At 70.7% G+C, this 25869-nt stretch carries 26 protein-coding genes; 12 read left to right on the plus strand and 14 right to left on the minus strand.

Annotated elements, in window-relative coordinates; all coding sequences use genetic code 11:
* The first annotated feature begins 57 nt into the window (after positions 1–57).
* The 3 genes from OG714_RS49335 to OG714_RS49345 are packed head-to-tail and all read left to right on the plus strand — an operon-like array spanning position 58 to position 3461.
* Positions 58–1503, plus strand: coding sequence for a class I adenylate-forming enzyme family protein (locus OG714_RS49335; protein WP_406131028.1), 1446 nt, complete (start codon positions 58–60; stop codon positions 1501–1503).
* Positions 1496–2644, plus strand: a complete 1149-nt coding sequence (locus OG714_RS49340; protein ID WP_406131029.1) for a thiolase family protein — start codon at positions 1496–1498, stop codon at positions 2642–2644. Before OG714_RS49335 ends, OG714_RS49340 begins: the two co-directional genes overlap by 8 nt.
* 55 nt (positions 2645–2699) lie before the next feature.
* Positions 2700–3461 carry an SDR family NAD(P)-dependent oxidoreductase gene (locus OG714_RS49345; RefSeq protein ID WP_406131030.1) on the plus strand — a complete coding sequence of 254 codons (762 nt, stop codon included), beginning with the start codon at positions 2700–2702 and terminating at the stop codon, positions 3459–3461.
* 27 nt (positions 3462–3488) lie between these two features.
* Here the strand turns inward: OG714_RS49345 and OG714_RS49350 are convergent, their stop codons facing one another.
* From OG714_RS49350 to OG714_RS49370, 5 genes are all read right to left on the minus strand, one after another.
* The gene (locus tag OG714_RS49350; protein WP_406131031.1) at positions 3489–3926 is read right to left on the minus strand and encodes a hypothetical protein; all 438 of its coding nucleotides are present in this window, start codon (positions 3924–3926) and stop codon (positions 3489–3491) included.
* A gap of 116 nt (positions 3927–4042) precedes the next feature.
* Entirely contained in the window at positions 4043–4849 is an 807-nt protein-coding gene (locus tag OG714_RS49355; protein ID WP_406131032.1) for an acyl-CoA thioesterase, read from the minus strand.
* Positions 4850–4869: 20 nt separating this feature from the next.
* Positions 4870–5655, minus strand: a complete 786-nt coding sequence (locus OG714_RS49360; protein WP_406131033.1) for an acyl-CoA dehydrogenase family protein — start codon at positions 5653–5655, stop codon at positions 4870–4872.
* 2 nt (positions 5656–5657) lie between these two features.
* A complete protein-coding gene (locus tag OG714_RS49365) occupies positions 5658–6773 on the minus strand; it encodes an acyl-CoA dehydrogenase family protein (RefSeq protein WP_406131034.1) in 1116 nt (371 codons plus the stop codon).
* Positions 6770–7216 (minus strand): nuclear transport factor 2 family protein, encoded by a 447-nt coding sequence (locus tag OG714_RS49370; RefSeq protein WP_406131035.1) that lies wholly within the window; start codon positions 7214–7216, stop codon positions 6770–6772. Before OG714_RS49370 ends, OG714_RS49365 begins: the two co-directional genes overlap by 4 nt.
* A 159-nt stretch (positions 7217–7375) precedes the next feature.
* On the opposite strand from OG714_RS49370, the gene OG714_RS49375 reads away from it, so the two are divergent.
* From OG714_RS49375 to OG714_RS49405, 7 genes are read left to right on the plus strand one after another with little or no spacing between them, the layout of a single operon-like run.
* Positions 7376–9490, plus strand: coding sequence for an ABC transporter permease subunit (locus OG714_RS49375; RefSeq protein WP_406131036.1), 2115 nt, complete (start codon positions 7376–7378; stop codon positions 9488–9490).
* A complete protein-coding gene (locus tag OG714_RS49380; protein ID WP_406131037.1) occupies positions 9471–10181 on the plus strand; it encodes an ABC transporter ATP-binding protein in 711 nt (236 codons plus the stop codon). Before OG714_RS49375 ends, OG714_RS49380 begins: the two co-directional genes overlap by 20 nt.
* Positions 10178–10885 (plus strand): ABC transporter ATP-binding protein, encoded by a 708-nt coding sequence (locus tag OG714_RS49385; RefSeq protein ID WP_406131038.1) that lies wholly within the window; start codon positions 10178–10180, stop codon positions 10883–10885. The genes OG714_RS49380 and OG714_RS49385 overlap by 4 nt, the downstream gene beginning before the upstream one ends.
* Positions 10882–11265 (plus strand): hypothetical protein, encoded by a 384-nt coding sequence (locus tag OG714_RS49390; RefSeq protein WP_019070011.1) that lies wholly within the window; start codon positions 10882–10884, stop codon positions 11263–11265. The genes OG714_RS49385 and OG714_RS49390 overlap by 4 nt, the downstream gene beginning before the upstream one ends.
* The gene (locus tag OG714_RS49395; RefSeq protein WP_406131039.1) at positions 11231–11554 is read left to right on the plus strand and encodes a hypothetical protein; all 324 of its coding nucleotides are present in this window, start codon (positions 11231–11233) and stop codon (positions 11552–11554) included. Before OG714_RS49390 ends, OG714_RS49395 begins: the two co-directional genes overlap by 35 nt.
* Positions 11555–11580: 26 nt before the next feature.
* Positions 11581–12879, plus strand: a complete 1299-nt coding sequence (locus OG714_RS49400; RefSeq protein ID WP_406131040.1) for an amidohydrolase family protein — start codon at positions 11581–11583, stop codon at positions 12877–12879.
* A complete protein-coding gene (locus OG714_RS49405; protein WP_406131041.1) occupies positions 12876–13604 on the plus strand; it encodes an enoyl-CoA hydratase-related protein in 729 nt (242 codons plus the stop codon). Before OG714_RS49400 ends, OG714_RS49405 begins: the two co-directional genes overlap by 4 nt.
* A gap of 66 nt (positions 13605–13670) precedes the next feature.
* On the opposite strand, the gene OG714_RS49410 is transcribed toward OG714_RS49405, so the two are convergent.
* On the minus strand, positions 13671–14660 hold the full coding sequence (locus OG714_RS49410; protein ID WP_406131042.1) for an enoyl-CoA hydratase/isomerase family protein: 990 nt from the start codon (positions 14658–14660) through the stop codon (positions 13671–13673).
* A 70-nt stretch (positions 14661–14730) separates the two neighbouring features.
* Between OG714_RS49410 and OG714_RS49415 the strand changes: the two genes are divergently transcribed.
* Positions 14731–15765, plus strand: a complete 1035-nt coding sequence (locus OG714_RS49415) for a CoA transferase (RefSeq protein WP_406131043.1) — start codon at positions 14731–14733, stop codon at positions 15763–15765.
* On the plus strand, positions 15759–17009 hold the full coding sequence (locus OG714_RS49420) for an amidohydrolase family protein (protein WP_406131044.1): 1251 nt from the start codon (positions 15759–15761) through the stop codon (positions 17007–17009). Before OG714_RS49415 ends, OG714_RS49420 begins: the two co-directional genes overlap by 7 nt.
* A 1-nt stretch (position 17010) precedes the next feature.
* Here the strand turns inward: OG714_RS49420 and OG714_RS49425 are convergent, their stop codons facing one another.
* From OG714_RS49425 to OG714_RS49460, 8 genes are read right to left on the minus strand one after another with little or no spacing between them, the layout of a single operon-like run.
* Entirely contained in the window at positions 17011–17736 is a 726-nt protein-coding gene (locus OG714_RS49425; protein ID WP_406132205.1) for an SDR family NAD(P)-dependent oxidoreductase, read from the minus strand.
* A gap of 46 nt (positions 17737–17782) precedes the next feature.
* Positions 17783–18931 carry an acyl-CoA dehydrogenase family protein gene (locus tag OG714_RS49430; RefSeq protein ID WP_406131045.1) on the minus strand — a complete coding sequence of 383 codons (1149 nt, stop codon included), beginning with the start codon at positions 18929–18931 and terminating at the stop codon, positions 17783–17785.
* Positions 18932–18942: 11 nt separating this feature from the next.
* Positions 18943–20088 carry a thiolase family protein gene (locus OG714_RS49435; protein ID WP_406131046.1) on the minus strand — a complete coding sequence of 382 codons (1146 nt, stop codon included), beginning with the start codon at positions 20086–20088 and terminating at the stop codon, positions 18943–18945.
* Positions 20088–20939: an enoyl-CoA hydratase/isomerase family protein gene (locus OG714_RS49440; RefSeq protein WP_406131047.1), complete on the minus strand. Its 852-nt coding sequence runs from the start codon at positions 20937–20939 to the stop codon at positions 20088–20090. The genes OG714_RS49435 and OG714_RS49440 overlap by 1 nt, the downstream gene beginning before the upstream one ends.
* Positions 20936–22141 carry a CaiB/BaiF CoA transferase family protein gene (locus OG714_RS49445; RefSeq protein ID WP_406131048.1) on the minus strand — a complete coding sequence of 402 codons (1206 nt, stop codon included), beginning with the start codon at positions 22139–22141 and terminating at the stop codon, positions 20936–20938. Before OG714_RS49445 ends, OG714_RS49440 begins: the two co-directional genes overlap by 4 nt.
* Before the next feature lies 1 nt (position 22142).
* On the minus strand, positions 22143–23741 hold the full coding sequence (locus OG714_RS49450) for a FadD3 family acyl-CoA ligase (protein WP_406131049.1): 1599 nt from the start codon (positions 23739–23741) through the stop codon (positions 22143–22145).
* Between the two features lie 15 nt (positions 23742–23756).
* A complete protein-coding gene (locus OG714_RS49455) occupies positions 23757–24899 on the minus strand; it encodes an acyl-CoA dehydrogenase family protein (protein ID WP_406131050.1) in 1143 nt (380 codons plus the stop codon).
* The gene (locus OG714_RS49460) at positions 24896–25867 is read right to left on the minus strand and encodes an acyl-CoA dehydrogenase family protein (RefSeq protein WP_406131051.1); all 972 of its coding nucleotides are present in this window, start codon (positions 25865–25867) and stop codon (positions 24896–24898) included. The genes OG714_RS49455 and OG714_RS49460 overlap by 4 nt, the downstream gene beginning before the upstream one ends.
* Positions 25868–25869 lie beyond the last annotated feature (2 nt).

Genomic DNA, 25869 nt, shown 5'->3' on the forward strand with positions numbered 1-25869 from the left:
CCTCTCTTGCGAACAGCGCTCTAGTGAGACGAGAATAGCATTCTCATGAATATAACCATGATTCTCGAGATGGTGGCCTCGGGCGGCGACCGACCGGTGGTCACGGCGAACGGCCGCTCCCTGACCGCCTCGGACCTGCTCGCCTGCGCCCGCGCCGCCGCGCACCGCTTCCAGGGCCACCCGGCCGTGCTCTATCTGAGCCCCAGTCACCTCGCCTACCCGGTGGCCCTGTTCGGCGCCGCCCTGGCGGGCATCCCGTTCATCCCCCTCAACTACCGCCTCGGCGAACAGCAGTTGGCCCGCCTCCTGGCCCGCCACCCCGGCGCCCTCGTACTGGGCACCGACGACCTCGACGCCCTGCTGAGCGCAGAAGAGGTCACCGGCGCACCGGAGTCGGCCCAGGACCAGGACTCCGTCGCCGTGGTCCTCTACACGAGCGGCACCACCGCCGAGCCCAAGGCGGCCCTGCTGCGCCACCGGCACCTGCTGGCGTACGTCCTGAACACCCAGGAGTTCGCCTCCGCCGAGGAGGGCGACGCGGCACTCGTGGCCGTTCCGCCGTACCACGTGGCCGGGTTGATGAACCTGCTCACGAACCTCTACTCGGGCCGCCGCCTGGTGTATCTGTCCGCGTTCGACGCGGGGGAGTGGCTGGAGACCGCGCGCCGCGAACAGGTCACCCACGCACTCGTCGTACCCACCATGCTGGCCCGCATCGTCGCGGAGGTCCCGTCCGGCGACGCAGGCACTCCCACGCTCCGGAGCCTCGCCTACGGCGGCGCCAGGACCCCACGACCGGTGGTGGAGCGCGCGTTGGAGATCTTCCCCGGGACGGGGTTCGTCAACGCGTACGGCCTGACGGAGACGGCCTCTTCCGTCGCCGTGCTGGGGCCCGACGACCACCGTGACGCGCTCGCGGCATCCGACCCGGCCGTCCGGGACCGACTCGGTTCCGTGGGCCGGTCGTTGCCCGGCGTCGAGATCGAGATCCGTGACGACGACGGGAAGTTGGCCCGTGCCGGGGAGACCGGGCTGGTGTTCGTGCGCGGGGAGCAGATCTCCGGCGAGTACGTCGGCCGCAGCGCCGTCGACGCTGGGGGCACCTCCCAGCCCCCTGGGGCTGGGGGAGGCTGGTTCCCCACCCGGGACCGGGGCCGGCTGGACGCCGACGGCTATCTGTTCATCGAGGGACGCGCCGACGACACCATCATTCGCGGCGGCGAGAACATCGCTCCCGCCGAGATAGAGGACGTTCTCGTCGCCCACCCCGGCATCGTCGAGGCGGCGGTGATCGGCGTGCCCGACCCGGAGTGGGGGCAGCGGATCGTCGCCGTCGTGGTCGGCGAGGGCGACCCGGCGGAGGTCCGCCAATGGGTCAAGGACCGGCTGCGCTCCTCCAAGACCCCCGACGCCATCGTGTTCCGCGCCGAACTCCCCAAGACCGAGACCGGAAAGCTGCTGCGCCGCACCCTGCTGGCCGAGTTGGAGACCACCCATGCCTGAAGCAGTCCTCGTGTCCGCCCTGCGCACCCCCGTCGGCACCGCCGTCAAGGGCACCCTGCGCGACACCACCGCGTTCGACCTGGCCCACCACATCGTCGCCGCGTCGGCCGCCACGGACGGCCTCGACCCGGACGCGATCGACGACGTGATCCTCGGCGAGGGCCTGTACGGCGGCGGCGTCGTGGCCCGGCACGCGGCACTGACCGTCGGCCTCACCTCCGTACCGGGCCTCGCCCACAACCGCCACTGCGCCGCCGGACTGGCGGCCGTGCAGAGCGCGGCGGCGAGCATCCGCGCCGGCATGGACGAACTCGTCATCGCCGGTGGCGTCAACTCGGTTTCCACCTCCCCGAAACAGCGTTTCCGCGTCGACGGGGAATGGGTCGAACCCTGGAGCCCGCCCACACATCCCGACCGGCCCGACGCCCCCAACCTGGACATGTCGATCACGGTCGGCTGGAACACCGCCGTCCGGGCCGGCCTCACCCGCGCCGACATGGACGCATGGGCGCTGCGCTCCCACCAGAACGCCATTCGCGCCATCGACGAGGGCCGTTTCGACGCGGAGCTGGTGCCCATCGACACACCGCACGGCCTGTTCTCCGTCGACGAACACCCCCGCCGCACCACCAGCCTGGAGAAGCTTGCCTCGCTCAAGCCGTTGCACCCGGAGATAGACGGCTTCTCCATCACGGCGGGCAACGCGGGCGGCGCCAACGACGGCGCAGCCGCCCTGGTGGTGGCCAGCGACCGGCTGGGCCTGCCCGCCCTCGCGGTCGTCCGCTCGTGGGCGTCGGTCGGCGCCGACCCCGCCGAGACGGGCCTCACCCCGGTGAAGGTGATCCCCAAAGCCCTTGCCCGCGCGGGACTTTCGACCGCCGACGTCGACCTCTTCGAGATCAACGAGGCCTTCGCCGCCGTGCCCGTCGCCGCGGTGAAACTGCTCGGCCTCGACCCCGACCGCGTCAACGTCAACGGCAGCGGCTGCTCCCTCGGCCACCCGGTCGCCGCGACCGGCGCCCGGATGCTGGTCACCCTCGTGCACGAACTCCGCCGCCGAGGAGGCGGCATCGGCGTCGCCGCGATGTGCGCGGGCGGCGGCATGGGCTCGGCCACGGTCATCGAGGTACCGGCGCCCTGACGGGTGAGTTGTCGGACCCAGTGGTGGAGAGCGTCGACGAGGTGAAGGGAACAGTATGGAGGGCTTGAAGGAGAAGGCCGTTCTCGTCGCCGGCGCGGCCACCGGGCTGGGGGCCGCCTCCGCCCGGCGACTGGCCCACGAGGGTGCCAGGGTCGTCGTCGGCGACCTCGACCTCGACGGAGCCCGGCGAACCGCCGGGGTCATCCGCGATGCCGGTGGCGAGGCGATCGCGGTGGAGTTCGACATCGCCGACGAGACCTCGGTCGGCGAACTCGTGCGGACCACCGTGCGGACGTACGGCGGTCTCGACGCCGTGCACATCAACGCGGGCGACATGGGCACCGTCTCCAGGGACACGGACGTCGTCGACATGGAACTCGCCGTGTGGGACCGGACGTTCGCGGTCAATCTGCGCGGCCACATGCTCGTCACGCGGTACGCCGTTCCCGAACTCCTGGCCCGGGGCGGCGGCGCGATCGTCTACACCTCGTCCATCGCGGCCTTCACCGGCGAGGCCGCACGCCCCGCCTACTCGGCGACCAAGGCGGGCATCAACGCCCTCGCCCGCCATGTCGCCTCCCGCTGGGGCCGCGAGGGCATCCGCGCCAACGCCGTCGCGCCGGGCCTGATCCTGACCCAGGCGATCCAGGAGGGCGCGGCGCCCGACCTGTTGGAGGCGCTGCTCGCCCGCACCCGCAGCACCCGCCACGGCCATGCCGACGACGTCGCCGGCATGGTGGCCCACCTCATGTCCGCCGCGGGGGGCTGGATCAACGGCCAGGTCATCAACGTCGACGGCGGCACCGTCATGCGCTGAGCGCGCGGCAGCGGTCGCCCGCCCTGGTCAACGTGTCAGGTACCACACCGTCAACGGGAGGACGGGCAGCACGAGACCGGCCACGATCCACCCCTGGCGACTCTTGCGTGTCCGCTCGTCGTACGAGGCCAGGTCACCGACGAACAACCAGTCGGCGGGCGAGCGGTCGCTCCGGGAGAGCACGGGCACCTCCGCTCCGACCTCCGGCGGAAACGTCCACGGCCGCGCCTTCGACGTGATCTCCACAGGCTCACCGGTCTCGGGGACGAACCTGACCGTGGGCCGGTACACCTCGTGGGAGCCGCCGTCGTCGGAGTACGACTTGTCCTCGTACCCCGTCACCACACCGGACGTGCACGTCAGCCGCGCCCTGACGGCCTGGTGATACGAGCGCAGCAGCAGAGGAACGACTCCGGGTACGACCACCAGCCACAGGACGAGAGCCAGGACGCCGGTCGAGCTCAACTCGGCGCTCCCTTCCGACGAGTTCCTTCGCGTAATGACCATGGCAGTCTGCCAGTTGCCCGGCCGAGGTGTCAGTAGTGGAACCACGCGTTGATCGCTCCACACCAGCGCAGGAGCTACTCTTCGGGCGCCCGGAAACGCAGCAGCGCCTCCTGCGCGAACGACGCGACGAGCGACCCCCGCGCGGTCAGCACATCGCCCCGGCCGTAGCAGCGGCCGTGGGCGAGAAGCGGGCTCCGGTGGCGCAGGAGAAGCCAGTCGTCCGTGGTGAAAGGGCGGTGGAACCACACCGTGTGCGCGGTGACGGCGGAGGTGAACGCCGTTCCCGAATCGTGCTGGGTGACCCCCTCCAGCGGGCGGAGCGCCGTACCGATCAGACTCAGATCGCTCGCGTACGCCGTCAACGCCGGGGCCAGCTCCGGGGCGACGGTCGGCGTGCGCATCCACAGGTCGTACTCGGGCGGCTCCGACTTCGGCGAGTCCACGTCGACCGTGGCCCGGGTGTCCCAGGGAAGCAGCGACAGGTCCACGTTGCGCTCCGCCCCCGGCACCGGGGGCATCGGGAACCCGATCTGCTGGTCGGGGCCGTCCTCGTGGGAGTGCAGCGATACGGCGGCTACGGCCGCGACGCCCTGTGTCTGCCGCGCCACGACCGTCAACGTGGCGAAGGAGCCGCCCTCGTGATGACGCGTCACTTCGTACCGCACCGGTTCCTGCGGGCGCCCCGCGCGCGCGAACTGCACGTGAAGGCTCTTAACTGCTTTCTCCGGGCAGGCCAGTTGGGCGGCGCGCACGCTCTGGGCGAGCAACTGCCCGCCGAAGATGCGGTGGTAGCCGAGTCGTTGGTTGCGGCCCTCGAACACGGAGCCGGGCCGGGGGTCGAGGTCCAGGCAGGAGAGCAGGTCGCTCCAGAGATCGGTCACTGATGTCACTCCTCGGTCGATCACAGGTGGACGAGCCGTGGCGCGGACCCGCCGGCCCGCAGCAGTGCCCCCGCCTCGCGCGTCAACTCCCGTGCGCTGCCGAGCAGTCCGTCCAGCACCATGGCCCGCCGCACGTGCCGGTGCAGATCGTGCTCGGCGGTGAAGCCGATCCCGCCGAGGACCTGCTGGCAGTGCCGGGCCGCCGTCAGAGCCGCCTTTCCGGCCGCCGCCTTGGCCAGCAGCGCGCCCAGCCCGTCCTCGGCGGCCACCAGCGTGGCCTCGGCACCGTCCAGCGTCACGAGGGTCTCGGCGAGCCGGTGCCGCACGGCCTGGAAGGAGGCGAGCGGGCGGCCGAACTGTACGCGGTCCACGGCGTGTTGGCGGGCCAGCGTGAGCATGGCGCGACCGGTTCCGAGCAGCCACCAGCCGAGCGCGACACGGCCGGCCGCGAGTGGTACCGGGGTTCCGGCGGGCACGGTGTGCAGGGGGAGTTCGGCGTCCAGGGTCGTCCCGGCGGCAGCGTCGTCGCGCTCCCAGACGACCCACGAACCACCCGTGAACGGCAACGGCAGCGTCCCGCCGGCCGGACGGCCCGCCGCGCTCAGCAGGACGTCGTTCAGGAGCGGTGCGTGGGCACCCGTCTCGCCCAGCAGACGGAAGGCGATCGGGACGGCGATGTCCGGTTGATCCGCGAGGAGTTCGGCCCAGCCGAGGTCGGCCAGGGCGGCGTCCAGCGCCTGTCCCGACGCCGCTGTCATCGTCTTTTGGAGCGTCTCGGCGAGCAGATGCCGTTCGGCGGCGTCCACGGCTACTCCCTCCCCAGGTCGAGCAGTCTGCGCGCGATGATGTTCCGCTGGATCTCGGCCGTGCCGCCGTAGATCGTCGCGGCCCGCGCGTAGAGGTACTCGGAGCGCCACGGCGTGTCCGTCAACTCCACTACGCCGGGCAGGAGATCGCGCACGGTCTCGAAGAGGTGTTGCTCGGCGGTGGCCAGCAGCACCTTGTCGACCGACGTCTCCGGGCCCAGCCGCTCACCCGCGGCCAGGCGTCGCTGTGTGCCGTGGGAGCGGCAGCGGACGGTGTGCAACGCCAGGTAGGCGGCGCCGAGTTCGGCGTCGTCCGGGACGCTCGTCTCGGCCAGCAGACGGTCAAGTCGCGTGTAGAGATGGGCGATCCGGTGCCAGAAGCAGGTGGACCGCTCGTGCGGGAGCAGGTCCATCGCCAGGCGCCAGCCGTCGCCGGGGCGGCCCAGTATCCGGTCGGCGGGCACGATCACGTCGTCGAAGAACACCTCGGCGAACTCGTCCACGCCGTGCATCGTGCGCAGCGGCCGGACGGTGATGCCGGGGGTGTCCATGTCGACGAAGAACGCGGTGATCCCATCGTGGCCCGGCGCGGTGCGGGTCAACAGGACGCAGCGGGCGGCGAATTGGGCGAGGCTCGTCCACACCTTCTGCCCGCTGATCTGCCAGTGGTCGCCGCGCGGAACGGCCCGCGTGGTGAGGGAGGCGAGGTCGCTGCCGGAGCCGGGCTCGGAGAAGCCCTGGCACCACTGCTCACGGCCGCTGAGCAGCCGCGGGACCATCTCGGCGGCGAGCGCCGCAGGGGCGTACGAGATCATCGTCGGGGCGAGGACCTCGATCATCGAGTAGATCCCCGGCTCGGCCAACTCCCTCGTGGCGACCTCCTCACCGAGCACCGCCCTCAGCACCGCGGGCCCGCCGAGCCCCCTCACCTCGGCGGGCCAGCCGTACCGCATCCAGTCCGCGTCGAACAACGCCCGGCGCACCCGGGCCAGTTGAGCGACCTGGGCGTCCAGGGAGTGGTCGGAGCCGGGGGACAGGTCGTGCTCGTCCAGCCAGGCGCGCAGGCCCGAGCGGAAGTCGGCGACGTTCATGTTTCCCGGCACTGAGGCGACGCTCATGTACCCGGGCGCTGATAGGCGTGCGGGCGGCCCGAGTCGTGGACTCCGCTGCGGCGGATGAACGTCATCGCCCGCGTGCGCAGCCGCCACCCCTCGTCCGTGCGGACATAGGTGTCGTTGTAGTAGCCGATCCGCAGGTCGTGTGTGGCGTGGTCGACGAAGCAGAGCGGCTGCGTGCCGGTCGCCGTGTCGCCGGACAGGTCGACGGCCGGCGTACCCGTGAGGAACAGCCCCTTGGGTGCGGCGGCCACGAGCGCAGGGAACTCGTCGAGGCCGTAGGAGTCCCCGAAGGCGCTGTACGTGCCGTCGGGAGTGAAGACGCCCAGCACCCCGTCCAGGTCACCGCGGGTGATGCACACCGCGTAGCGGGCGAGGAGCTGCTGGATCTCCGTCAGGTCGTCGGTCGGACCAGGAGGAGGAGCCGGAACGGGCAAGGAGGACAAGGACTTTCCACCCTTCACCATGAGTGAGAATGGCATTCTCTCAGATGAGTGGCAGATTTCCATGGTGGGTGAGGCGACGTCAACAGTCTCTGTCTGAATGGTTGATTCTCCGTAGATGAGAAGCTAGTTTCCAGCGATGGAGAGGGGAGATCCGACGCGATGGACCAGTTCCTCACCTTCGGGATCGTCGGCCTGAGCACGGCCGCGATCTATGCCGTCATCGGCAGTGGGCTCGTGCTCACCTACACCACCACCGGCGTGTTCAACTTCGCGCACGGCGCGGCCGGCATGCTGTCCGCGTTCATGTACTGGCAGCTGACCGTCGGCTGGGGCTGGCCCGTTCCGGTCGCCCTGGTCGTGGTGCTGCTCGTGCTCGCCCCGGGCTTCGGACTGCTCGTGGAGCGGTTCGTGCTGCGACCCGTCCAGGCCCTCGGCGAAGCCGAACGGCTGGTGATGACGGTCGCGCTGCTCAGCGGGCTCATCGCGGCCGCGCGCTGGATCTGGGACCCGAACGTGGCGCGGCCCCTGCCGATGTTCTTCGCCGCCCGCAAACCCATCCACCTCGGCCCGGCCGTCATCACCTGGCACCAGGCCATCACCATGGCGGTGGCCGTCGCCGTCGCCGTCGGCCTGCGCGTCCTGCTCTACCGGACCCGCGCCGGAGCCGAGATGCGCGCGGCCGTCGACGACCGGGCACTCGTCGGCCTCACCGGCGCCGACCCGGTCCGCGCGGGCCGGGTCTCCTGGATCCTCGGCACCCAACTCGCCGCGATCGGCGGCATCTTGATCGCCCCGACGGTCACCCTCGACGCCGCCCAGCTCTCCCTGCTGATCGTCAGCGCGTACACCGCGGCCGTCTTCGGCCGGCTCCGCAGTCTGCCGCTCACCTTCCTCGGCGCCGTCGTCGTCGGCTGCATGGAGAGCTACCTGACCGGCTACCTCCCGCAGAACGATTACCTTCCCGGACTACGGCTCGCCGCCCCCGCCCTGCTGCTCCTCCTCGCCCTGCTGGTCTTCCCGCACCGACGCCTGCGCGGCCGCGAACGACGGCTGGCCCGCGTGCCGCTGCCGAGCGCGCGCGGCACCCTCGTGTTCGCCGCGGTCGTCGTCGCCTTCGGCGCGGTACTGGCCTCCCTGCTCGGAGAAGCCGACCTGATCACCTACGGAGCGATCTTCTCGCTGGGCGTAGTGGCTCTCTCGTACGTCCCGCTCGCCGGATACGCCGGACAGGTCTCCCTGTGCCAGCTCAGCATGGCCGGCATCGGAGCCGTCGTCTGGGGACACCTCGGCGCGCACGGCCAACTGTGGGCACTCGGGGCCGCGATCCTCGTCTCGGCGGCGGCCGGAGCACTGGTCGCACTGCCCGCACTGCGACTCTCCGGCGTGTATCTCGCCCTGGGGACGGCCGCGTTCGCCGTGATCCTCGACCGCTGGATCTTCACCATCCCGGCGTTCCACGTCTTCGGCCTGCGGATCGCCCTGTTCGACCAGGGCTCGGTCGACGTCTCCGGACCCCACCTCCTCGGCCTACGGCTCGACAGCGGGCGGGAGTTGATGGTGTTCGCCGCCGTCTGTCTCGCTCTCGCCTCGATCGGCGTGGCGGCCCTGCGCCGCAGCCGCTTCGGCCGACGGCTGATCGCCCTGCGCGACAGCGAGGCCGCCTACGCGACCCTCGGCGGCAACCTGCTGGTCGCCAAGGTCGCCGTGTTCGCCCTCGCCTCCGGCATCGCCGGACTCGGCGGAGCACTGTACGGAATGCAGCAACGCACCGTCACCGCCGACCAGTTCAGCCTCATCGCAGGACTGCCCATCTTCCTCGTCGCCGTGGTCGGCGGACTCGGCGCGGTCGGCAACGGCCTCTTCGCCGGCACCGCCTTCGCCGGCCCGACGAACGCCCTGATCGCCATCGCCCCCGGCACCGCGAACCTGGTCGCCCTGCTCCCCGGCCTGGCCGGCGTCGGACTCGGCCACAACCCCGACGGCATCGTCCCCCGCTTCCGCCGCCAGTGGGAGCCCCTGGGCCGCGACCGCCTCGCCCTGTCCACCCTGCTCTGTGCCCTCGCCCTGGCCTGGGCCCTGCGCTTCACCGAGGTCATCAACGACTGGACGTACTACGGCGGTTCACTCGTCCTCGCCGTCGCGCTCCGCATCTGGGCCAGCGCCCGGCAGACCACTCCGGCCGAACCGGAGATCCCCGTCGAGTGGTGGGGCCTACGGCGTGACTGGCGCCCCGAGGACGAGGAGGTGCTGGCCCGTGGCGTCGCTGCAGGTTAGTGGAGTGACCGTCTCCTTCGGCGGGAACCGCGCTCTCGACGGGGTCGCCCTGACCGCCGAGGCGGGCCGGGTCACCGGACTCATCGGACCCAACGGGGCAGGCAAAAGTACTCTGTTCGACGTCGCCTCCGGACTGCGCAGACCCTCCTCCGGGCAGGTCCGGCTGGACGGCCGGGACGTCACCCGCGCCCGGCCCTCCGCACGCGCCCGGCACGGACTCGCCCGCACCTTCCAGCGCCTGGAACTGTTCGGCCGGCTCAGCGTGCGCGACAACCTCCTCGTCGCCGCCGAACTCGGCCCCGAACGCCGCCGCGCCGACCAGGTCGTCACCGAGATCCTGCACCGGCTCGGACTCGCCGACATCGCCGACACCTCACCCGACGCCCTCCCCACCGGAGTCGGCCGTCTCGTCGAGGTGGGAAGGGCGCTCGCGATCCGACCGAAGGTGCTTCTCCTCGACGAACCCGCCGCAGGACAGGACGCGGAGGAGACCGAACGCTTCGCGGAACTCCTGCGCGCCCTCGCCGACGACGGAACCGCCGTCGTCCTCGTCGAACACGACATGAGCCTCGTGATGGCCGTCTGCGACGAGGTGTACGTCCTCGACCTCGGCAAGATCATCGCCGTCGGCCCGCCCGAGGTGATCCGCAGCGACGAAACGGTTCTCGCCGCCTACCTGGGGGACGCGTGAGCGCACTTCTCGAACTGCGCGGCATCCGCGCCGCCCACGAACGCATCACCGTCCTGCACGGCGTCGACCTCGACGTCGCCGCCGGACAGGTGGTGGCGCTGCTCGGACCGAACGGCGCCGGAAAGACCACCACCCTGCGCGTCGCCGCCGGAGTCCACCCCGCCGAGTCCGGCCAACTCGTCCTCGGCGGACGGGACGTGACCGGCGCCGACCCCCGCGACCTGGCCCGCGCCGGAGTCTGCCTCATCCCCGAAGGACGAGGCGTCTTCCCGAACCTGTCCGTCCGCGACAACCTCCTCATGATGACCTTCACCGGCCGCAGCCGCGAGGAGATCGAGGAGATCGCGTTCGCCCGCTTCCCCGTCCTCGCCCAGCGCGCCGGACAGGCCGCGGGCACCCTTTCCGGCGGCGAACAGCAGATGCTCGCCCTCGCCCGCGGCCTCGCCACCGACCCCGCCGTACTGCTGCTCGACGAACTCTCCATGGGGCTCGCCCCGTTGGTCGTCGGCCGGCTCTACGAACAGGTCGGCGAGATCGCCCGGCAGGGCGTCGCCGTGCTCGTCGTCGAGCAGTTCGCCGCCGCCGTCCTCGACATCTGCGACCACGCCGCCGTCCTCGTACGCGGCCGGGTCGAACGGCAGGGCCACCCCGACGGCGACCTGCGCGCCGAACTGTCCGCTCTCTACCTGGGGAGTTCCACATGACGTCCACCGAGACGCGAGCGGACCGCTTCGTCCGCGAACTCACCGTCCTGAAAATCCCCGACCCGGCCGCTGGAAGGGCCGCTCTCTGGCTGCGCGCCGGCGCCGCGCTGATGACGATCGGCGTCGTCCTCGGCGTGAGCGCCTACTTCATCTCGCACAACACCAGCGATCCGCTGGTGCAGAACGACGCTCTCACCCTCGGCCTCGCCGCGGTCGCCGGGAGCGTCGTCGGCTCCGCGCTCTTCCTGCGGTACTCGCTCACCGGCTTCCTGCGGTACTGGATGGCCCGTCAGTCCTACGACGTGGAACTCCTCGCCGACCGCCTGCTCGAAAGGGAACTCCGCCATGACCCCACCGGCACCGACGCCGCGCCCCGGTGACCAACTCGCCAGCACCGTCTGCGGCACCCGCGTGGTCGTCATCCGCGCACCCGGCGCCGCCCAGCCGCAGCCCCAACTGACCTGCGGCGGCAGCCCGTTGGTCCCCGCGGCCGACGCACCCCCGGCGAAGCCCGGACCGGCCGGCACCACCACCCTCATCGGCAAGCGGTACGTCGACACCACCGGGACGCTCGAACTCCTCTGCACCGCCTCCGGCGCCGGCGAACTCACCTGCGACGGCGCCCCCATGACCCTGAAGGCGGCCAAGCCGCTGCCCGCCTCCGACTGACCGACCCACCCCCGTAAGGAGCCGTCATGGACCGCGACGACCTCATCCTCATCAGCGTCGACGACCACATCATCGAACCCCCCGACATGTTCGTGAACCACCTCCCCGAGCGCTACAAGAAAGACGCGCCCCAACTGGTGCACCGGGACGACGGAACCGACGTGTGGCAGTTCGGCGGCGCGACCATCACCAACTCGGCGCTCAACGCGGTGGCCGGCCGGCCCAAGGAGGAGTACGGCGTCGAACCGCAGGGCCTCGACGAGATCCGCCCCGGCTGTTACGACGTGCACGAGCGCATCAAGGACATGAACGCGGGCGGCATCCTCGCCCAGATGAACTTCCCGTCCTTCCCCGGCTTCTCGGCCCGCCTGTTCGCCACCAAGGACGTGGACTTCTCCCTCGCGCTCGTCCGGGCCTACAACGACTGGCACATCGACGAGTGGTGCGCCGCCTACCCGGGACGCTTCATCCCGATGGCGCTGCCCGCCATCTGGGACGCGGAGCTGTGCGCGGCGGAGGTCCGCCGGGTCGCCGAGAAGGGCGTTCACTCGCTCACCTTCACCGAGAACCCCGCCGTCCTCGGCTACCCGAGCTTCCACGACCCGTACTGGAACCCGCTGTGGCGCGCGCTGTCCGACACGGACACCGTCATGTCGGTGCACATCGGCTCCTCCGGCAGGCTCGCCGTCCCGGCCGCCGACTCGCCGCCCGACGTGATGATCACGCTCCAGCCGATGAACATCGTCTCCGCTGCCGCCGACCTGCTCTGGTCGCCCCCGATCAAGCAGTTCCCGAATCTGAAAATCGCCCTCTCGGAAGGCGGAACGGGCTGGATCCCGTACTTCCTGGAGCGTCTCGACCGCACCTTCGAGATGCACTCGACCTGGACCCTCCAGGACTTCGGCGGCAAGCTGCCCTCCGAGGTGTTCCGGGAGCACTTCCTGACCTGCTTCATCACCGACAAGCTGGGCGTACGGCTGCGCCACGACATCGGCATCGACAACATCTGCTGGGAGGGCGACTACCCGCACAGCGACTCCCTGTGGCCGGACGCCCCCGAGCAGCTGCACGACGTGCTCTCGAGCTGCGACGTCCCCGACGACGAGGCCCGGAAGATCACCTACGAGAACGCGATGCGCTGGTACTCCTTCGACCCCTTCGCGCACATCCCGCGCGAGCAGGCCACCGTGGGCGCACTGCGCAAGGCCGCCGAGGGTCACGACGTCAGCACCCGTTCCCGCAGCCACCAACTCATCGAGCCCGCCGAGAAGTTGGAGGCCTTCCGCTCCAAGGCCCGGGCGGCCGTGGCGGCGGCGGCCCGATGAGCGACCTGGTCCTGACGGAGCGGACCGGCGCCGTCCTCGTGGCGACCCTGAACCGTCCGGAGGCCCGAAACGCCCTGAACCCGGAGCTGATTGACGAACTGTCAGCCGTGCTCCGGGAGGCGGACACCGACCCGGCGGTCCGTGCGATCGTCCTCACGGGCGCCGGAACGGTCTTCTGCGCCGGCATGGACCTCAAGGCGTTCGCGAAGGGCGGCGGCAGGTTCGACGGTCTGGTGTGGTTCTTCCGCGAGGGCATCACCACACCGGTGATCGCGGCCCTCAACGGTTCGGCACTTGCCGGCGGCTTCGAACTCGCCCTGGCCTGCGATCTGGTGGTCGCCGCCGAGGACGCCAAACTGGGGATCGCGGAGGTGAAGCGCGGGCTGTTCGCGGCGGGAGGCGGTACGACCCTCGCCGACCGGGTGCCGCTGGCCGTGGCCCTGGAGATGGGGCTGACCGGCGACCTCGTCACCGCGGCGGACGCGAAGCAGTTCGGTCTGGTCAACCGCGCGGTCCCGGTGGGGGAGGTACGGGATACGGCACTGGCCCTGGCCGGGCGCATCGCCGAGAACGGTCCTCTCGGCGTCGCGATGACCAAGAAGCTGATGCGCGAACACCGTTGGGCCGAACCCGCGGAGGTCGAGTCGGTGTTCAGGAGCGCCGACGCGGTGGAGGGGGCACGGGCCTTCGCCGAACGCCGTAGCCCGGTGTGGACGGGGAAGTGACGGAACTCCGGTGTCCCCGAGGCAGAGGGATGGTCTCGGGGGTACTGGAGTGAAGCTCCCAGTGGCTTAGTGCCGGAAGGCTTGCTGAGGATCCGCAGAAACGTCGTCCGCGTCACTGATCTCGTCCACGAGCCCCCAGCGCAGCGCCTCCTCGACGCTCAACTCGGCTCCGGACAGGGCGAGATACGCCGTGCGCTCCCGACCGACCCGAACGGGAATGCTCGCCGTACCGCCCGCGCCCGGAATCAGCCCCATCCCGATCTCCGGCAACCGGATCACCGTGTCCGGAGCGGCGACGACACGCCCCGCGAAGGCCGCGAGCTCGATCCCCGCGCCGACACACGCACCGTGCAGATGCGCGGTCACGCGGGGACCGCAACGGTTCAGTAGCGCGCCCGGGCTGCGGTGAACGCGCACCAGGTGAGCTTGCGCCGGGTCACGTGACGTACCGAACTCGGCGAGGTCGCCGCCGCTGCAGAAGGCCGGACCGCTGCCGTACAGATCGACTCGACTGATTGACGGGTCGGCCACGGCGACCTGGAGCGCCTCGCACAGCGCGTCCCGCGTCGCCGCGTCGAACGCGTTGCGCACCCAGGGCCGGTCCAGCGTGATGGACAGCCGGGAACCGTCACGGTCGAGCTGTACGGGAGTCTCGGCGGGGCGGGGGGTGCGCCGGGGAGCGGCGGCCAGCCAGGACCGGAAGTCCACTCCGCCCTGAAGCGTCGAGTACGCGAGGGATTCGAGAACCAGCCTGTCGGGGATCGAGAGCCCGCTGCCCATCCGCAGCACCTGCACCAGCGCGACGGACGCGGCGGGCCGACTCTCGACGACGTGCCCCAGCTTGCGGGCTGTCGCATGCGGATCCACGCACCCCACCCACGGCCTGGGCGGATCGGGGACACCGGTGAGCAGGATGTCGCATCCCTCGACCGCAACTCGTGGTTCCGCTGCCACACCGATCACGACACGGTCCCGGTCACGAGCCTCCGTTTCATATGCGGGGGTGTGGCTCTCGGGGGAGTGGTCGAGGTCGACGATCACGAAGGTCGACTCCACAGTGATCTCCCTCCAGGTGTGGACCGGAGTGTAATTTGAGATCACCTTGGGAGAGAAGGGGGTTCGACTCATGGAGAATCACGTTCTCCGTGCCTGGATGGACTCCATCGAGCCGTTCCTGGCCCCCCTCGCCGATGTGGCCCGTTCCTTCACGGACCTGACGGGTGTGCCGGTCGACCTGCCGACCGCTCTCTTCCTACGGGCCCAACTGGCAGGCCTGGAACGCCCGGGCAGGACATCCGCCAACGGCTCCTGCCACCTTCTCAGAACCGCCGATGGCTGGGCCGCCTTGAACCTGGCCCGTCCCGACGACCTGGCCGCCGTACCGGCACTACTGGGTCTTCTTGGCTCACCGGATGAGCCCGGGGGCCTGCCGACTGCTGTACGACGGGTCACGGCGGCCGAGGTGGTCCGGGGCGCGGAGCTGCTCGGCATCGCCGCCGCGGTACCGGGATCGGCTCAGGGTGCGCGGCCTGCGGTTCATGCCGAGCGGTGGGGTGAAGGGAGTACCCCCCGTGCGATGGCGGAGATACGGATCGTCGACTTCTCCGCGCTCTGGGCGGGACCGCTGTGCGCACGGCTGCTGGGGCTGGCAGGCGCGCGGGTCGTGAAGGTGGAGAGTGCGACGCGACCCGACGGCGCGCGCTTCGGGACGCCCGCCTTCTATCGCTGGCTGCACGACGGGCACGACAACCTGGTCGTCGATTTCGCCCCCGGTGCGCTGGATGAGATCGTCGCCGAGGCCGACGTCGTCATCGAGGCGTCACGGCCACGCGCGCTGCGCCGACTCGGCCTCCGCGCCGAGGAGTTCCTCGCAGCCAGGCCCGGTCGGGTGTGGGTCGGCATCACCGGATACGGACGCGAGAACGACCGTATCGCCTTCGGAGACGACGCTTCCGTGGCCGGCGGGCTGACCGGTGTCGACGCGAACGGCGACCCCGTGTTCCTGGGCGACGCGCTCGCCGATCCCGTGACCGGTGTGTTCGCCGCCCAGGCCGCGGCCCGTTCCCTCGCCGCGGGAGGCGGAGAACTGCTCTGCGTTTCCATGGCGGCCTGTGCCGCGACACTCGCGGACGTACGAAACCGGGTCCAACCGCCGTGTTGATCAGGAACGTTGAGGTCGAGGGCCACGAGGTGGTGGTGGATGTACGGATCGACGGTGGGCGGATCACCGAGATCGGGTCCGGGCTGAGGGGCGCGGTCGACGTGGACGGCCGGGGCGGTGCGTTGCTGCCGGGCCTGCACGACCACCACGTACACCTCGCGGCGCTGGCCGCCGACGCGGTCTCCGTGCGTGTCGGGCCGGCGGACGTGCGGGACCGAACGGCGTTTGCGGAGGCCTTGGTTGGTGGGCCAGCGGGGGAGTGGGTGCGGGCGGTCGGCTATCACGAGAGTGTCGCGGGGGAGTTGGACCGGTGGGTGCTGGACGCGCTCGCGCCGGATCGGCCGGTGCGGGTGCAGCATCGCACCGGTGCGCTGTGGGTGTGGAACAGCGCCGCGCTCCGGGCGGTCGGGCTGGACGGCGACGGGCTGTTCTGGCGCGAGGACGAGCGGTTGCGCGGGTTCGTGCCGCCCGTGCGGCTGGATCTGGAGGGGGTCGGGCGGCGGGCCGCGGCGCTCGGCGTCACGGGGTTCACCAACGCCGACCCGCACCCCGCGAGCGGGCTCACCCAGATGCTGTCGGTCCTCCCGCAACGGCTCCTGGTGATGGGCGTCGACGAGCCCGTGAAGCTGATGCTCGACGATCCGACACTCCCCACTCCCGCCCAACTCGCCCGCACCATAGGGGAGATCAGGCCCCGTCCGGTCGCCGTGCACTGTGTGACCCGGGTGCAGTTGCTGGTGACGCTGCTCGCCCTGGACGAGGCGGGACCGGCCGACGGCGACCGGATCGAGCACGGGTCGGTGATCCCGGCCGAGACGATTCCCCGGCTACGGCGGCTCGGCGTGACGGTCGTGACCCAGCCCCACTTCCCGGTCGAGCGGGGCGACGCGTACGCCACCGACGTGGACGCCGACGACCACCCGCACCTCTACCGCTGCCGGACCCTGATCGAGGCGGGCGTGCCGCTCGCAGCCGGCACCGACGCGCCGTACGGCACCTCGGACCCCTGGGCGGTCATGCGGGCCGCGACCGAGCGGGACGACACGGAACGACTCCAACCCCGGGCGGCCCTGCTGCTGTTCACCGGTGAGCCCCAACACCCTGCGAGGGCACGTCGGTTGACGGTCGGCGCGGATGCCGACCTGTGCCTGCTCCACGTGCCGTTGCGCGAGGCCCTCCGCACGCTGTCCGCGGAGCTGGTCCGTGCCGCCTATGTGGCCGGCCGGCGCATCGACGCCCTGTGACCTACACGCTGTATCCGCCGTCAACTCCCAATGCCTGCCCGGTGATGAACCCGGCCCGGTCCGAGGCGAGGAAGGCGACCGCCTCCGCGATGTCCGTCGCATCGCCGAAGCGGCGCATGGGGATGTTGCGGCGGGTGACGGCGAGCGCGGCCTCGTCCAGTTCGCCGGAGCTGATCAGGCGGCCGGCGATACCGTCGTTGAGCATGCCGGGTGCCACGCAGTTCACGCGGACGCCGTAGCGGCCCTCCTCGGCGGCGAGCGCCCGGGCGACCGCCTCCACGGCGCCCTTCGCACCCGACGAGAGTCCGTCCCGTACCGGGAAGCGGCGGGTGGCGACGGTCGTCACGGCGACGATGTTGCCCCGGCTCTCGCGCAGCAACGGCAGCGCTGGATGCACCAGGTTGAAGAACGCCACGGCGTCGCCTTCGAGTTGGGCGCGGTACTCGCCCGGCGTCACCTTGCTCAGGTGCCGCATCGGTACGTGCGGGCCCGCCGCGTACACGAGAGTGTGGATGCCACCCGCTGTCTCCGACACGGCCTCGGCTGTGGCGGACTCGTCGGTCAAGTCCACTCGGATAGAACGGATTTGACGGCCCAGCTTCGTGACCTCGGCGGCCACCACGTCGGCCGCCTCCTGGTTGGCGCGGTAGGTGAAGACGATGTCGCTGCCGCGCTCGGCGAGGAGCCGGACGATCGCCGCCCCGATTCCGCCCGAGCCGCCCGCCACGAACGCGACACCTGGTCTGCTGGAGAAGTCCGGCACCGTAACCGCCTCACAATCCGAGGGACTTGGCGATGATGACCTTCATGACCTCGCTGGTCCCGGCGTAGATGCGGGTGATGCGTGCGTCCGCGTAGAGCCGGGCGATGGGGTATTCCAGCATGTAGCCGTAGCCGCCGAACAGTTGCAGGCAGCGGTCGACCGCGCGGGCCTGCATCTCGGTGCAGAACAGCTTGACCTTGGCGGCGTCGGGTCCGCTCAGTTCGCCCGCGACGAGTTCGAGTACCGCGCGGTCCAGCATCGCCTGCGCGGCCTCGATCTCGGCTGCCACGGCGGCGAGTTCGAACTTGGTGTTCTGGAAGGAGGCGACCGTCTTTCCGAACGCCTTGCGCTCCTTGACGTACGCGATCGTCGTGTCCAGCGCCGCTCGTGCCTGTGCGACCGAGCCGACCGCCACGGTCATCCGCTCCTGCGGCAGGTTGTTGCCGAGGTAGCCGAACGCGGCGCCCTCCTCGCCGAGTCGATTGGCGACCGGTACCCGTACGTCGTCGAAGGCCAACTCCACCGTGTCCTGCACCTTGATGCCCATCTTGTGCAGCACCCGGCCGCGCGTGAAGCCGGGCATGCCGTCCTCGACGACCAGCAGGGTGAGCCCGGCACGCCGGTTGTCGGGGTCGGTCGACGTACGGGCCACGACGATCACCAGGTCGGCGAGGAGGCCACCCGTGATGAACGTCTTCGCGCCGTTGAGAACGTACGAATCCCCGTCGCGCATCGCGGTCGTACGGATCCCGGCGAGATCGGAGCCGGTGCCGGGTTCAGTCATCGCGATGGCCGTCAGCAGCGTCCCGGACGCCAGGCCGGGGAACCAGCGCTCACGCTGATCGGGGTCGGCGTAGGTGAGGAAGTACGGGAGCACGACGTCGAGTTGGGTGCGTACGGTGCCCAACGTCACCAGGGCGCGAGCGGATTCCTCCTGGAGGACGACGTTGTAGCGGTAGTCGGCGAGGCCCGCTCCGCCGTACTCCTCGGGGACGGCCGTGCCCAACAGGCCGAGCGAGCCCAGCTGTTCGAAGAGCGCGCGGGGGAGTCGGCCGGCCTCCTCCCATTCGGCGTAGTGGGGGACCACCTCCTTGGCGATGAAGTCCCGCGCGAGGCGGCGGAACGCCTCGTGGTCGTCGGTGAAGACGTCTCGGCGCACAACATCCCCTGTCAGGAGGCGAGTTCGACGACGGTGGCGTTGGCGGTGCCGCCGCCTTCGCACATGGTCTGCAGGCCGTAGCGGATCCCGTGGTCCCGCATGTGGTGGATCATGCGGGTCATCAGGACGGCGCCCGACGCGCCGAGCGGATGACCGAGCGCGATGGCGCCGCCGAGCGGGTTGAGCAGGGCCGGGTCCGCGCCGGTCTCGGCCAGCCAGGCGAGCGGGATCGGCGCGAAGGCCTCGTTGACCTCGAAGACGCCCACCTCGGAGAGCCCCACTCCCGCCTTGCGGAGCACCTTCTCGGTCGCCGGGATCGGACCGGTCAGCATGAGGACCGGGTCGGAACCGGTGACCACGCCCGCGCGGTAGCGGACGATAGGTGTCAGCCCCAACTCGCGTGCTTTTTCAGGGGTGGTGACCAGCAGCGCGGCGGCCCCGTCGGAGATCTGCGAGGAGTTGCCCGCGTGGATCACCCCGTCCTCCTGGAAGGACGGCTTCAGCCTCGCGAGAGTGTCGACGCCGGTACCGCGCCGTATGCCCTCGTCCGCGGTCACCGTGTTCGCACCGTCGGCCACCGGCACGATCTGCGCGTCGAACGCCCCGCCGTCCTGCGCGGCCGCCGCCCGTTCGTGCGACAGCGCGGAGAACGCGTCGAGCGCACCCCGACCCAGTCCCCACTTCAGCGCGATCTTCTCGGCGGAGATGCCCTGGTTGAAGGAGAACCCCTCGTAACGGGCGAGGACTTGGGGGCCGTACGGCATTCCACCGGCGCGCGAGGCGCCGAGCGGTATCCGGCTCATCACCTCGACACCGCCCGCCACCACGACGTCCTGCTGGCCGGACATGACCGCCTGGGCGGCGAAGTCCAGCGCCTGCTGGCTCGACCCGCAGGCCCGGTTGACCGTGGTCCCCGGGATGGTCTCGGGCCAGCCCGCGGCCAGCACCGCGTAGCGGCCGATGTTGCTCGACTGGTCGCCCAACTGGCCGACGCAGCCCCAGACCACGTCGTCGACGACTTCGGGGTCAAGACCCGTGCGGTCGACAAGGGCCTGAAGGACGACGGCGGAGAGATCGGCCGCGTGCACATCGGCCAGCCCGCCGTTCCGTTTGCCGACCGCGGTGCGGACCGCCGCCACCACCACTGCCTCACGCATCACATGTCCTCCGTAGCTGTCGGCACGGCTGCTCCCGGCACCGCTGTACCTGGCACCGCCGTTGCCGGCACCGCCCAGCACCCCGTGTAGTGAGGCGGGCGCTTCTCCACGAAGGCGGCGTACGCCTCCGGGACGTCTGCCGTGGCGAAGTTCATGGCCTGCGCGCGTGCCTCGCCGGCAAGGGCCTCGCGCAGGGTGCGATCGGCGTTCTCGTTGAGGAGCGCCTTGTTCTGGGCGAGCGCGACCGGCGCTCCGGCCACCAGCCGGACGGCGAGGCCGTCCACGAAAACGTCGATCTTGTCGGCGTCCACGACCCACGTCACCAGGTTCAGCGCGTGGGCCTCCTCGGCGCTGATCGCCTCGGCCAGCAGCACGAGCCGCTTCGCCTGCTGCAACCCCACCAGCTTCGGCAACAGCCACGAGCCACCACAGTCCAGGGACAGGGCGCGGCGCGCGAAGATCTGCGAGAACGTGGAGGCCGGGGTGGCCACGACGAAGTCGCAGCCCAGGGCGAGATTCCAACCCGCCCCGACCGCAACGCCGTTCACCTTGGCGATGGTGGGGATCGGCAGCTCGTGCAGCAGCAGCGTGACCTCGCTCAAGGTCCGCATCCGGTACAGGGGATGCTCGGTGCTCACGCCGTTGCGGATGTCGGCCCCGGAACAGAACGCGCCATCGGCACCGGTCAGGACCAGCCCACGCACCGTACGATCGCTGCCCGCTGCGGAGAGTGCCTGTCTCAGGGCATCCCACAACTCGGCGTCGATCGCGTTCTTACGGTGGGGCCGGTTCAGGGTGAGTGTCCGAACGCCCTCGGCGTCGCTCGTGAGCAGGACCGGCTGCCCGGTCATCGCACCGCCCCCTGCGCCCGGAGAACGGCGATCTCCTCGTCCGCCAGCCCGAGTTCGGCGAGTACGGCGTCCGTGTGCTGGCCGAGAGCGGGAATCGCGCCCATCGGCGGGTCGTACCCGGCGATGACCGGAGGCGGCAGCAGCGCCGGGACGGGACCCGACGGGGTGTCGATCTCGCGCCACCGGTCGCGGGCCTGGAGATGGGGGTGGGCGATGACGTCGCTGGGCGTGTTGTAGCGGGAGTTGCCGATCCCGGCCGCGTCCGCGCGGTCCTGCACGTAGGCGAGGTCGTGCCGTGCGCACCAGGCGGAGATCTCCGGCTCCAGCACGGCACGCTGTTCCACCCGCCCCGCGTTGCTCGCGAAGCGCGGGTCGTCCGCCAGGTCCGGCCGGTCGATCAACTCCCGTGCCAGGCGCTGCCATTCACGGTCGTTCGTCGTGCCGAGGACCACGGTGTGGCCGTCGGCGGTGCGGTGGGCGCCGTACGGCGCGACGGCGGGGGAGCTCATGCCGAGCGGCTGTTGCTCGATCCCGGAATGGCGGGTGTAGGTGAGGGGATACCCCATCAGCTCCGTCATCGTGTCGAACAGACTCACCGCGACGGACGAGGCCGCAGGTCCCGGCCCCACTCCGCGTTCCCTGCCGCACAGCAGCGCGACAACCGACAGGGCCGCGTACAGGCCGCTGCACACGTCGGCCATCGGCGGTCCCGGCTTGGCGGGCGCTCCGGGGTGGCCGGTCACCGCGCAGGCGCCCGACTCGGCCTGTACGAGAAGGTCGTAGGCGCGCTTGTGGGAGAGGGGGCCGCCGGCGCCGTATCCGTCGATCTCGACGGCGATCAGTTCGGGGTGGCGTGTCTTCAAGTCGTCGGGGGAGATGCCGAGTTTGGCCGTGGTGCCGGGTGTGAGGTTGGAGACGAGGACGTCGGCGCGTTCCAGCAGCCGGTGCAGAATGCCCATGCCGCCGGGTGTCTTCACGTCCAGGGCCACCGACTCCTTGCCCCGGTTGACCCACACGAAGTGCGCCCCCAGGCCCTTGACCACGTCGTCGTAGTGGCGGGCGAAGTCGCCGCCCTTGGGGTTCTCCACCTTGATCACGCGGGCGCCGAAGTCGCCGAGCGTGCGGGTGCACATGGGAGCCGAGATCGCCTGCTCCAGCGCGACCACGGTGATTCCGGCCAGCGGCCCTGTTGTTGTCGTCATCTCAGATCGTCGCGTCTCGGGTGGCGGCCGTGAACTGTGCCCGGAGTTCGTCCTTCAGCACCTTCTGGCTCGCGTTGCGCGGGAGTTGGTCGACGAAACGGACATGCCGGGGGACCTTGAAGTTGGCCATGTGCTCGCGGGCCCAGGCGATGACCTCGGTCTCGGTCGGCGTCTGTGCCGGGGACGCGACCACGAAGGCGCAGCCGACCTCGCCGAGCCGTTCGTCGGGAACCCCGATCACGGCGACCTGCTGGACGTTCTCGCAGCCGAGAAGCAGCTTCTCTATCTCCGCCGGGTAGGCGTTGAAGCCGCCGACGATGTACATCTCCTTCTTGCGGTCGACGATGGCGAGATTGCCGTCGTCGTCGAGCCGCCCGACGTCCCCGGTGTGCAGCCAGCCCTCGGCGTCGATCGTCGCGGCGGTGGCGTCGGGGTCGTCCCAGTAACCGCGGGTGACGTTGTAGCCCCGGACGAGGATCTCGCCGTCGAGGCCGATCGGGACGTCGAGACCGTCGGCGGCGACGATCCGGACCTGGACACCGGGAATGGCGCTTCCGGTGGTGTGAGCGACCGTCTCCTCGGAGTCGCCGACGCGGGTCGTGGTCACCAGCGCCGTCGACTCGGTCAGGCCGTAGGCGCTCATCACGATGTCGAACGACAACTCCGTTTTCATGGCGCGGATCAGCGATTCCGGGATCGTCGTACCGCCCGTCATGGAGACCCGCAGCGACGACAGGTCGCGGGCGGCACGGTTCGGGTGGTTGACCAGGTCGTGGAAGATGGTCGGCGGCCCCAGGAGGATGCTCACACCCTCCCTCGCGATGATGTCCAGCGCGCGCCCGGCGTCGAACACGGGCATGGGAATCACGGTCACGCCGTGCATGAGGGAGGCCAGCCAGCCCGCCTTGTATCCGAAGCAGTGGAAGAACGGCGGGATCACGAGGAAGGTGTCGGAGGCTTCGAAGGTGTACTCCTTCGCCATCCACCCATAGGCACGCAGGGACTGGCCGTGGGTGAGCATCACGCCCTTCGGATGGCCGGTCGTGCCGGACGTGAACATCACGTCGGACACGTCGTCCGGCGCCAACCGGTCGATCGACTCATGGGCCGCCGCCGCGGAAACGCCTTCTCCCGCGCCGAGAAAGTCGTTCCAGGTCAGCTCGGCCGCGCCCTGCGGACCGAGAACGGACACCGTCTTGTGCAGGGCCGACAGGCCAGGATCGGCCTTCCGTAGTTCGCCGATGTAGTCGTTGCCCAGGAAGGGTGAGGCGAAGACGGCCGCCGCCTCCGACTTCCGCAGGATGTAGGAGATCTCCTGCGCCTTGAACCGCGTGTTGAGCGGAACCAGGATGGCTCCGGCGCCGTGGATGCCCAGCGCGGTGAAGATCCACTCCGCCGAGTTGGGGGCGCACAGCCCGACCCGGTCCCCCGGCTTTATGCCGAGCGCCATGGTGGCGCGGACCGAGTCGACCATCTGCTCCGCCAGCTCCCGGAACGTCCAGCGGCGGTCACCGTCGATGAGCGCCGTGGCGTCCCCGAAATGCCTGGCCGCCAGCCTGATGACGTTCGGGATGCTCAGGAATTCGTCGTCGTAGCGCATCAGTTGGCTCCAGGGCTAGCCGTTCGAGGGCAGGTGCAGGATCCGCTTGGCGATGATGTTCCGCTGGATCTGGGAGGTGCCGCCGTAGACGGAGGCCGCACGGGAGTAGAGGTAGTCGCCGAACAACTCGCCTCCTTCTCCGGCGAGTTCGGCCGGGAACACCTCGAGTGCCGTGTCGTAGAGCCGCTGTTCGGTCCTCGTCATCAGCAGTTTGTCCACGGACGACTCCGGGCCGGCGACCTGCCCGGCGAGACGTTCGGCGGTGCGGCGGCGGGCGTGCGCGACCAAGACCTCGTAGTCCACGACACACCGGCCGATCCGGGACAACAGCCCGTCGGGCAGGCGGCCTTGGTACTCGGCGGCGTGGCTCCGCAGCCGTTCGACGAGCAGGCCGTACTTCGAGATGTGCCCGGTGTCGAGGGCGTTGCGCTCGTACGACACCGTCGTCATCGCCAGCGCCCAGCCGACGCCCTCGGCGCCGACGCGTTCGGACTCCTCGATGCGGACGTCGTCCAGGAACAGCTCGCAGAACTCGTCGTCGCCGTTGGCCGCGCGCAGCGGTCGTACCGTCACGCCGGGCCGGTCCAGGGGCAGGACGAACGCCGAGATGGACTTGTGGGCCGGTGCCGAGCGGTCGGTGCGGGCCAGCAGCAGGCACAGGCCGGAGTACTGGGCGTAACTCGTCCAGAGCTTCTGTCCACGCGCCGTGTAGTGGCCGTCGTCGTGCCGCTCGGCGAAGGTGCTCATGCCCGCCAGGTCCGAACCGGCACCCGGCTCGCTGAAGCCCTGGCACCACACCTCGTCACCGGCCAACATCCTTGGCAGGAAGCCCAGTCGCTGCTCCGCCGAGCCGAACTCCAGCAGCGCGTGGGCGAGATAGCCGATCCGGGGGACACCCGGGGCCCGGCAGGCGCCCAGTTCGTCACTGATCGCCACCTGGTGCAGCGCGGTCAGGCCCCGGCCGCCGTAGCGTTCCGGGACGTCGAGGCCGACCCAGCCGCCCGAGTGCAGCAACCGGTGCCAGCGGCGCAGGAAGACCGGTACCGGTTCGCCCGACTCCCGCTCGGGGAGCGGGTGTTCGGCCAGCCAGGCACGGAACTCCCGCCGCAGCCGATCCAGATCGGCCGGGTCGCCGAAGTCCAGCGGGGCGTCGGTCATCGCGTCACCTCCGGCACGGCCAGCGCGGGGAGCAGATCGGCCGTCGTGGCGAGCAGCGTCGAGCCCAGCCGCACCTTGCGCAGATACAGGTGGGCGACGTGCTCCCACGTCTGGGCGATACCGCCGAAGACCTGCATCCCGGCGTAAACCGCCTCCAGCGCCGAGGAGTTGACCTCCACCTTGGCGACACGCGCCGCCGTCAGGGCCCGCTCCGGGGGTTCGTTGTCGAGACACCAGGCCGCGTAGCGCGTGACGCTGGCGCACGCCTCGACGAGGACCGTCGCGTCCGCGAGGAGATGCTGTACGGCCTGGAAGGAGCCGATCGGCTGTCCGTACTGGCGGCGGACGCGGGCGTATTCGACCGCCTGGTCCACGAACGAGCGCGCCGCGCCGACGAGTTCGGAGGCTACGACGACAAGTGCGTAGGCCTGCCAACGGAGTTGGCCTGGTGGGGCGAGACGGCCGACGGCCTCCACGGGGGCGTCGGACGGCACCGCACGCACCGAGCGCAGGAGGTCCGTGCTCGGCGCCGCCGGTCCCAACTCGACCCGGCTGACCGTCCCGTCGGCGGTGACACAGAGCGCGCTGTCGGCTCCCTCACAGTCCCAGGCGACGAGATCCGTCGGCGTCCGTCCGGGGAACCGGAGCTCACGGGTGAGCGCGATGGTGGGGGTCGACTGCGGGGTGTCGGCGCCGAGCAGGCGGAGCAACTCCGGTGCCAGCAGAACGGTGCCGAGCAGGGACGTCGTGAGCGGGCGGCGGCCGTGTTCCTCCGCGAGCAGCGCGCACTCCTGTGCGGTCGCCGCCGGGGGAGAGGTGCGCCGTAGATCTGCCAGACCCAGTTCGTCCAGGGCCTGTTGCGTGGCCGTCCGGGTCGAGGGCTTCACCTCGTCCGCCGAGGTCACGCCGAACCGGGTCGCGAGTGAGCGCACCATGTCGCGGACCAGGACGAACTCCTCGCGGTCCACGC

The organism is Streptomyces sp. NBC_00989, from assembly GCF_045162655.1.
Lineage (GTDB): Bacteria > Actinomycetota > Actinomycetes > Streptomycetales > Streptomycetaceae > Streptomyces.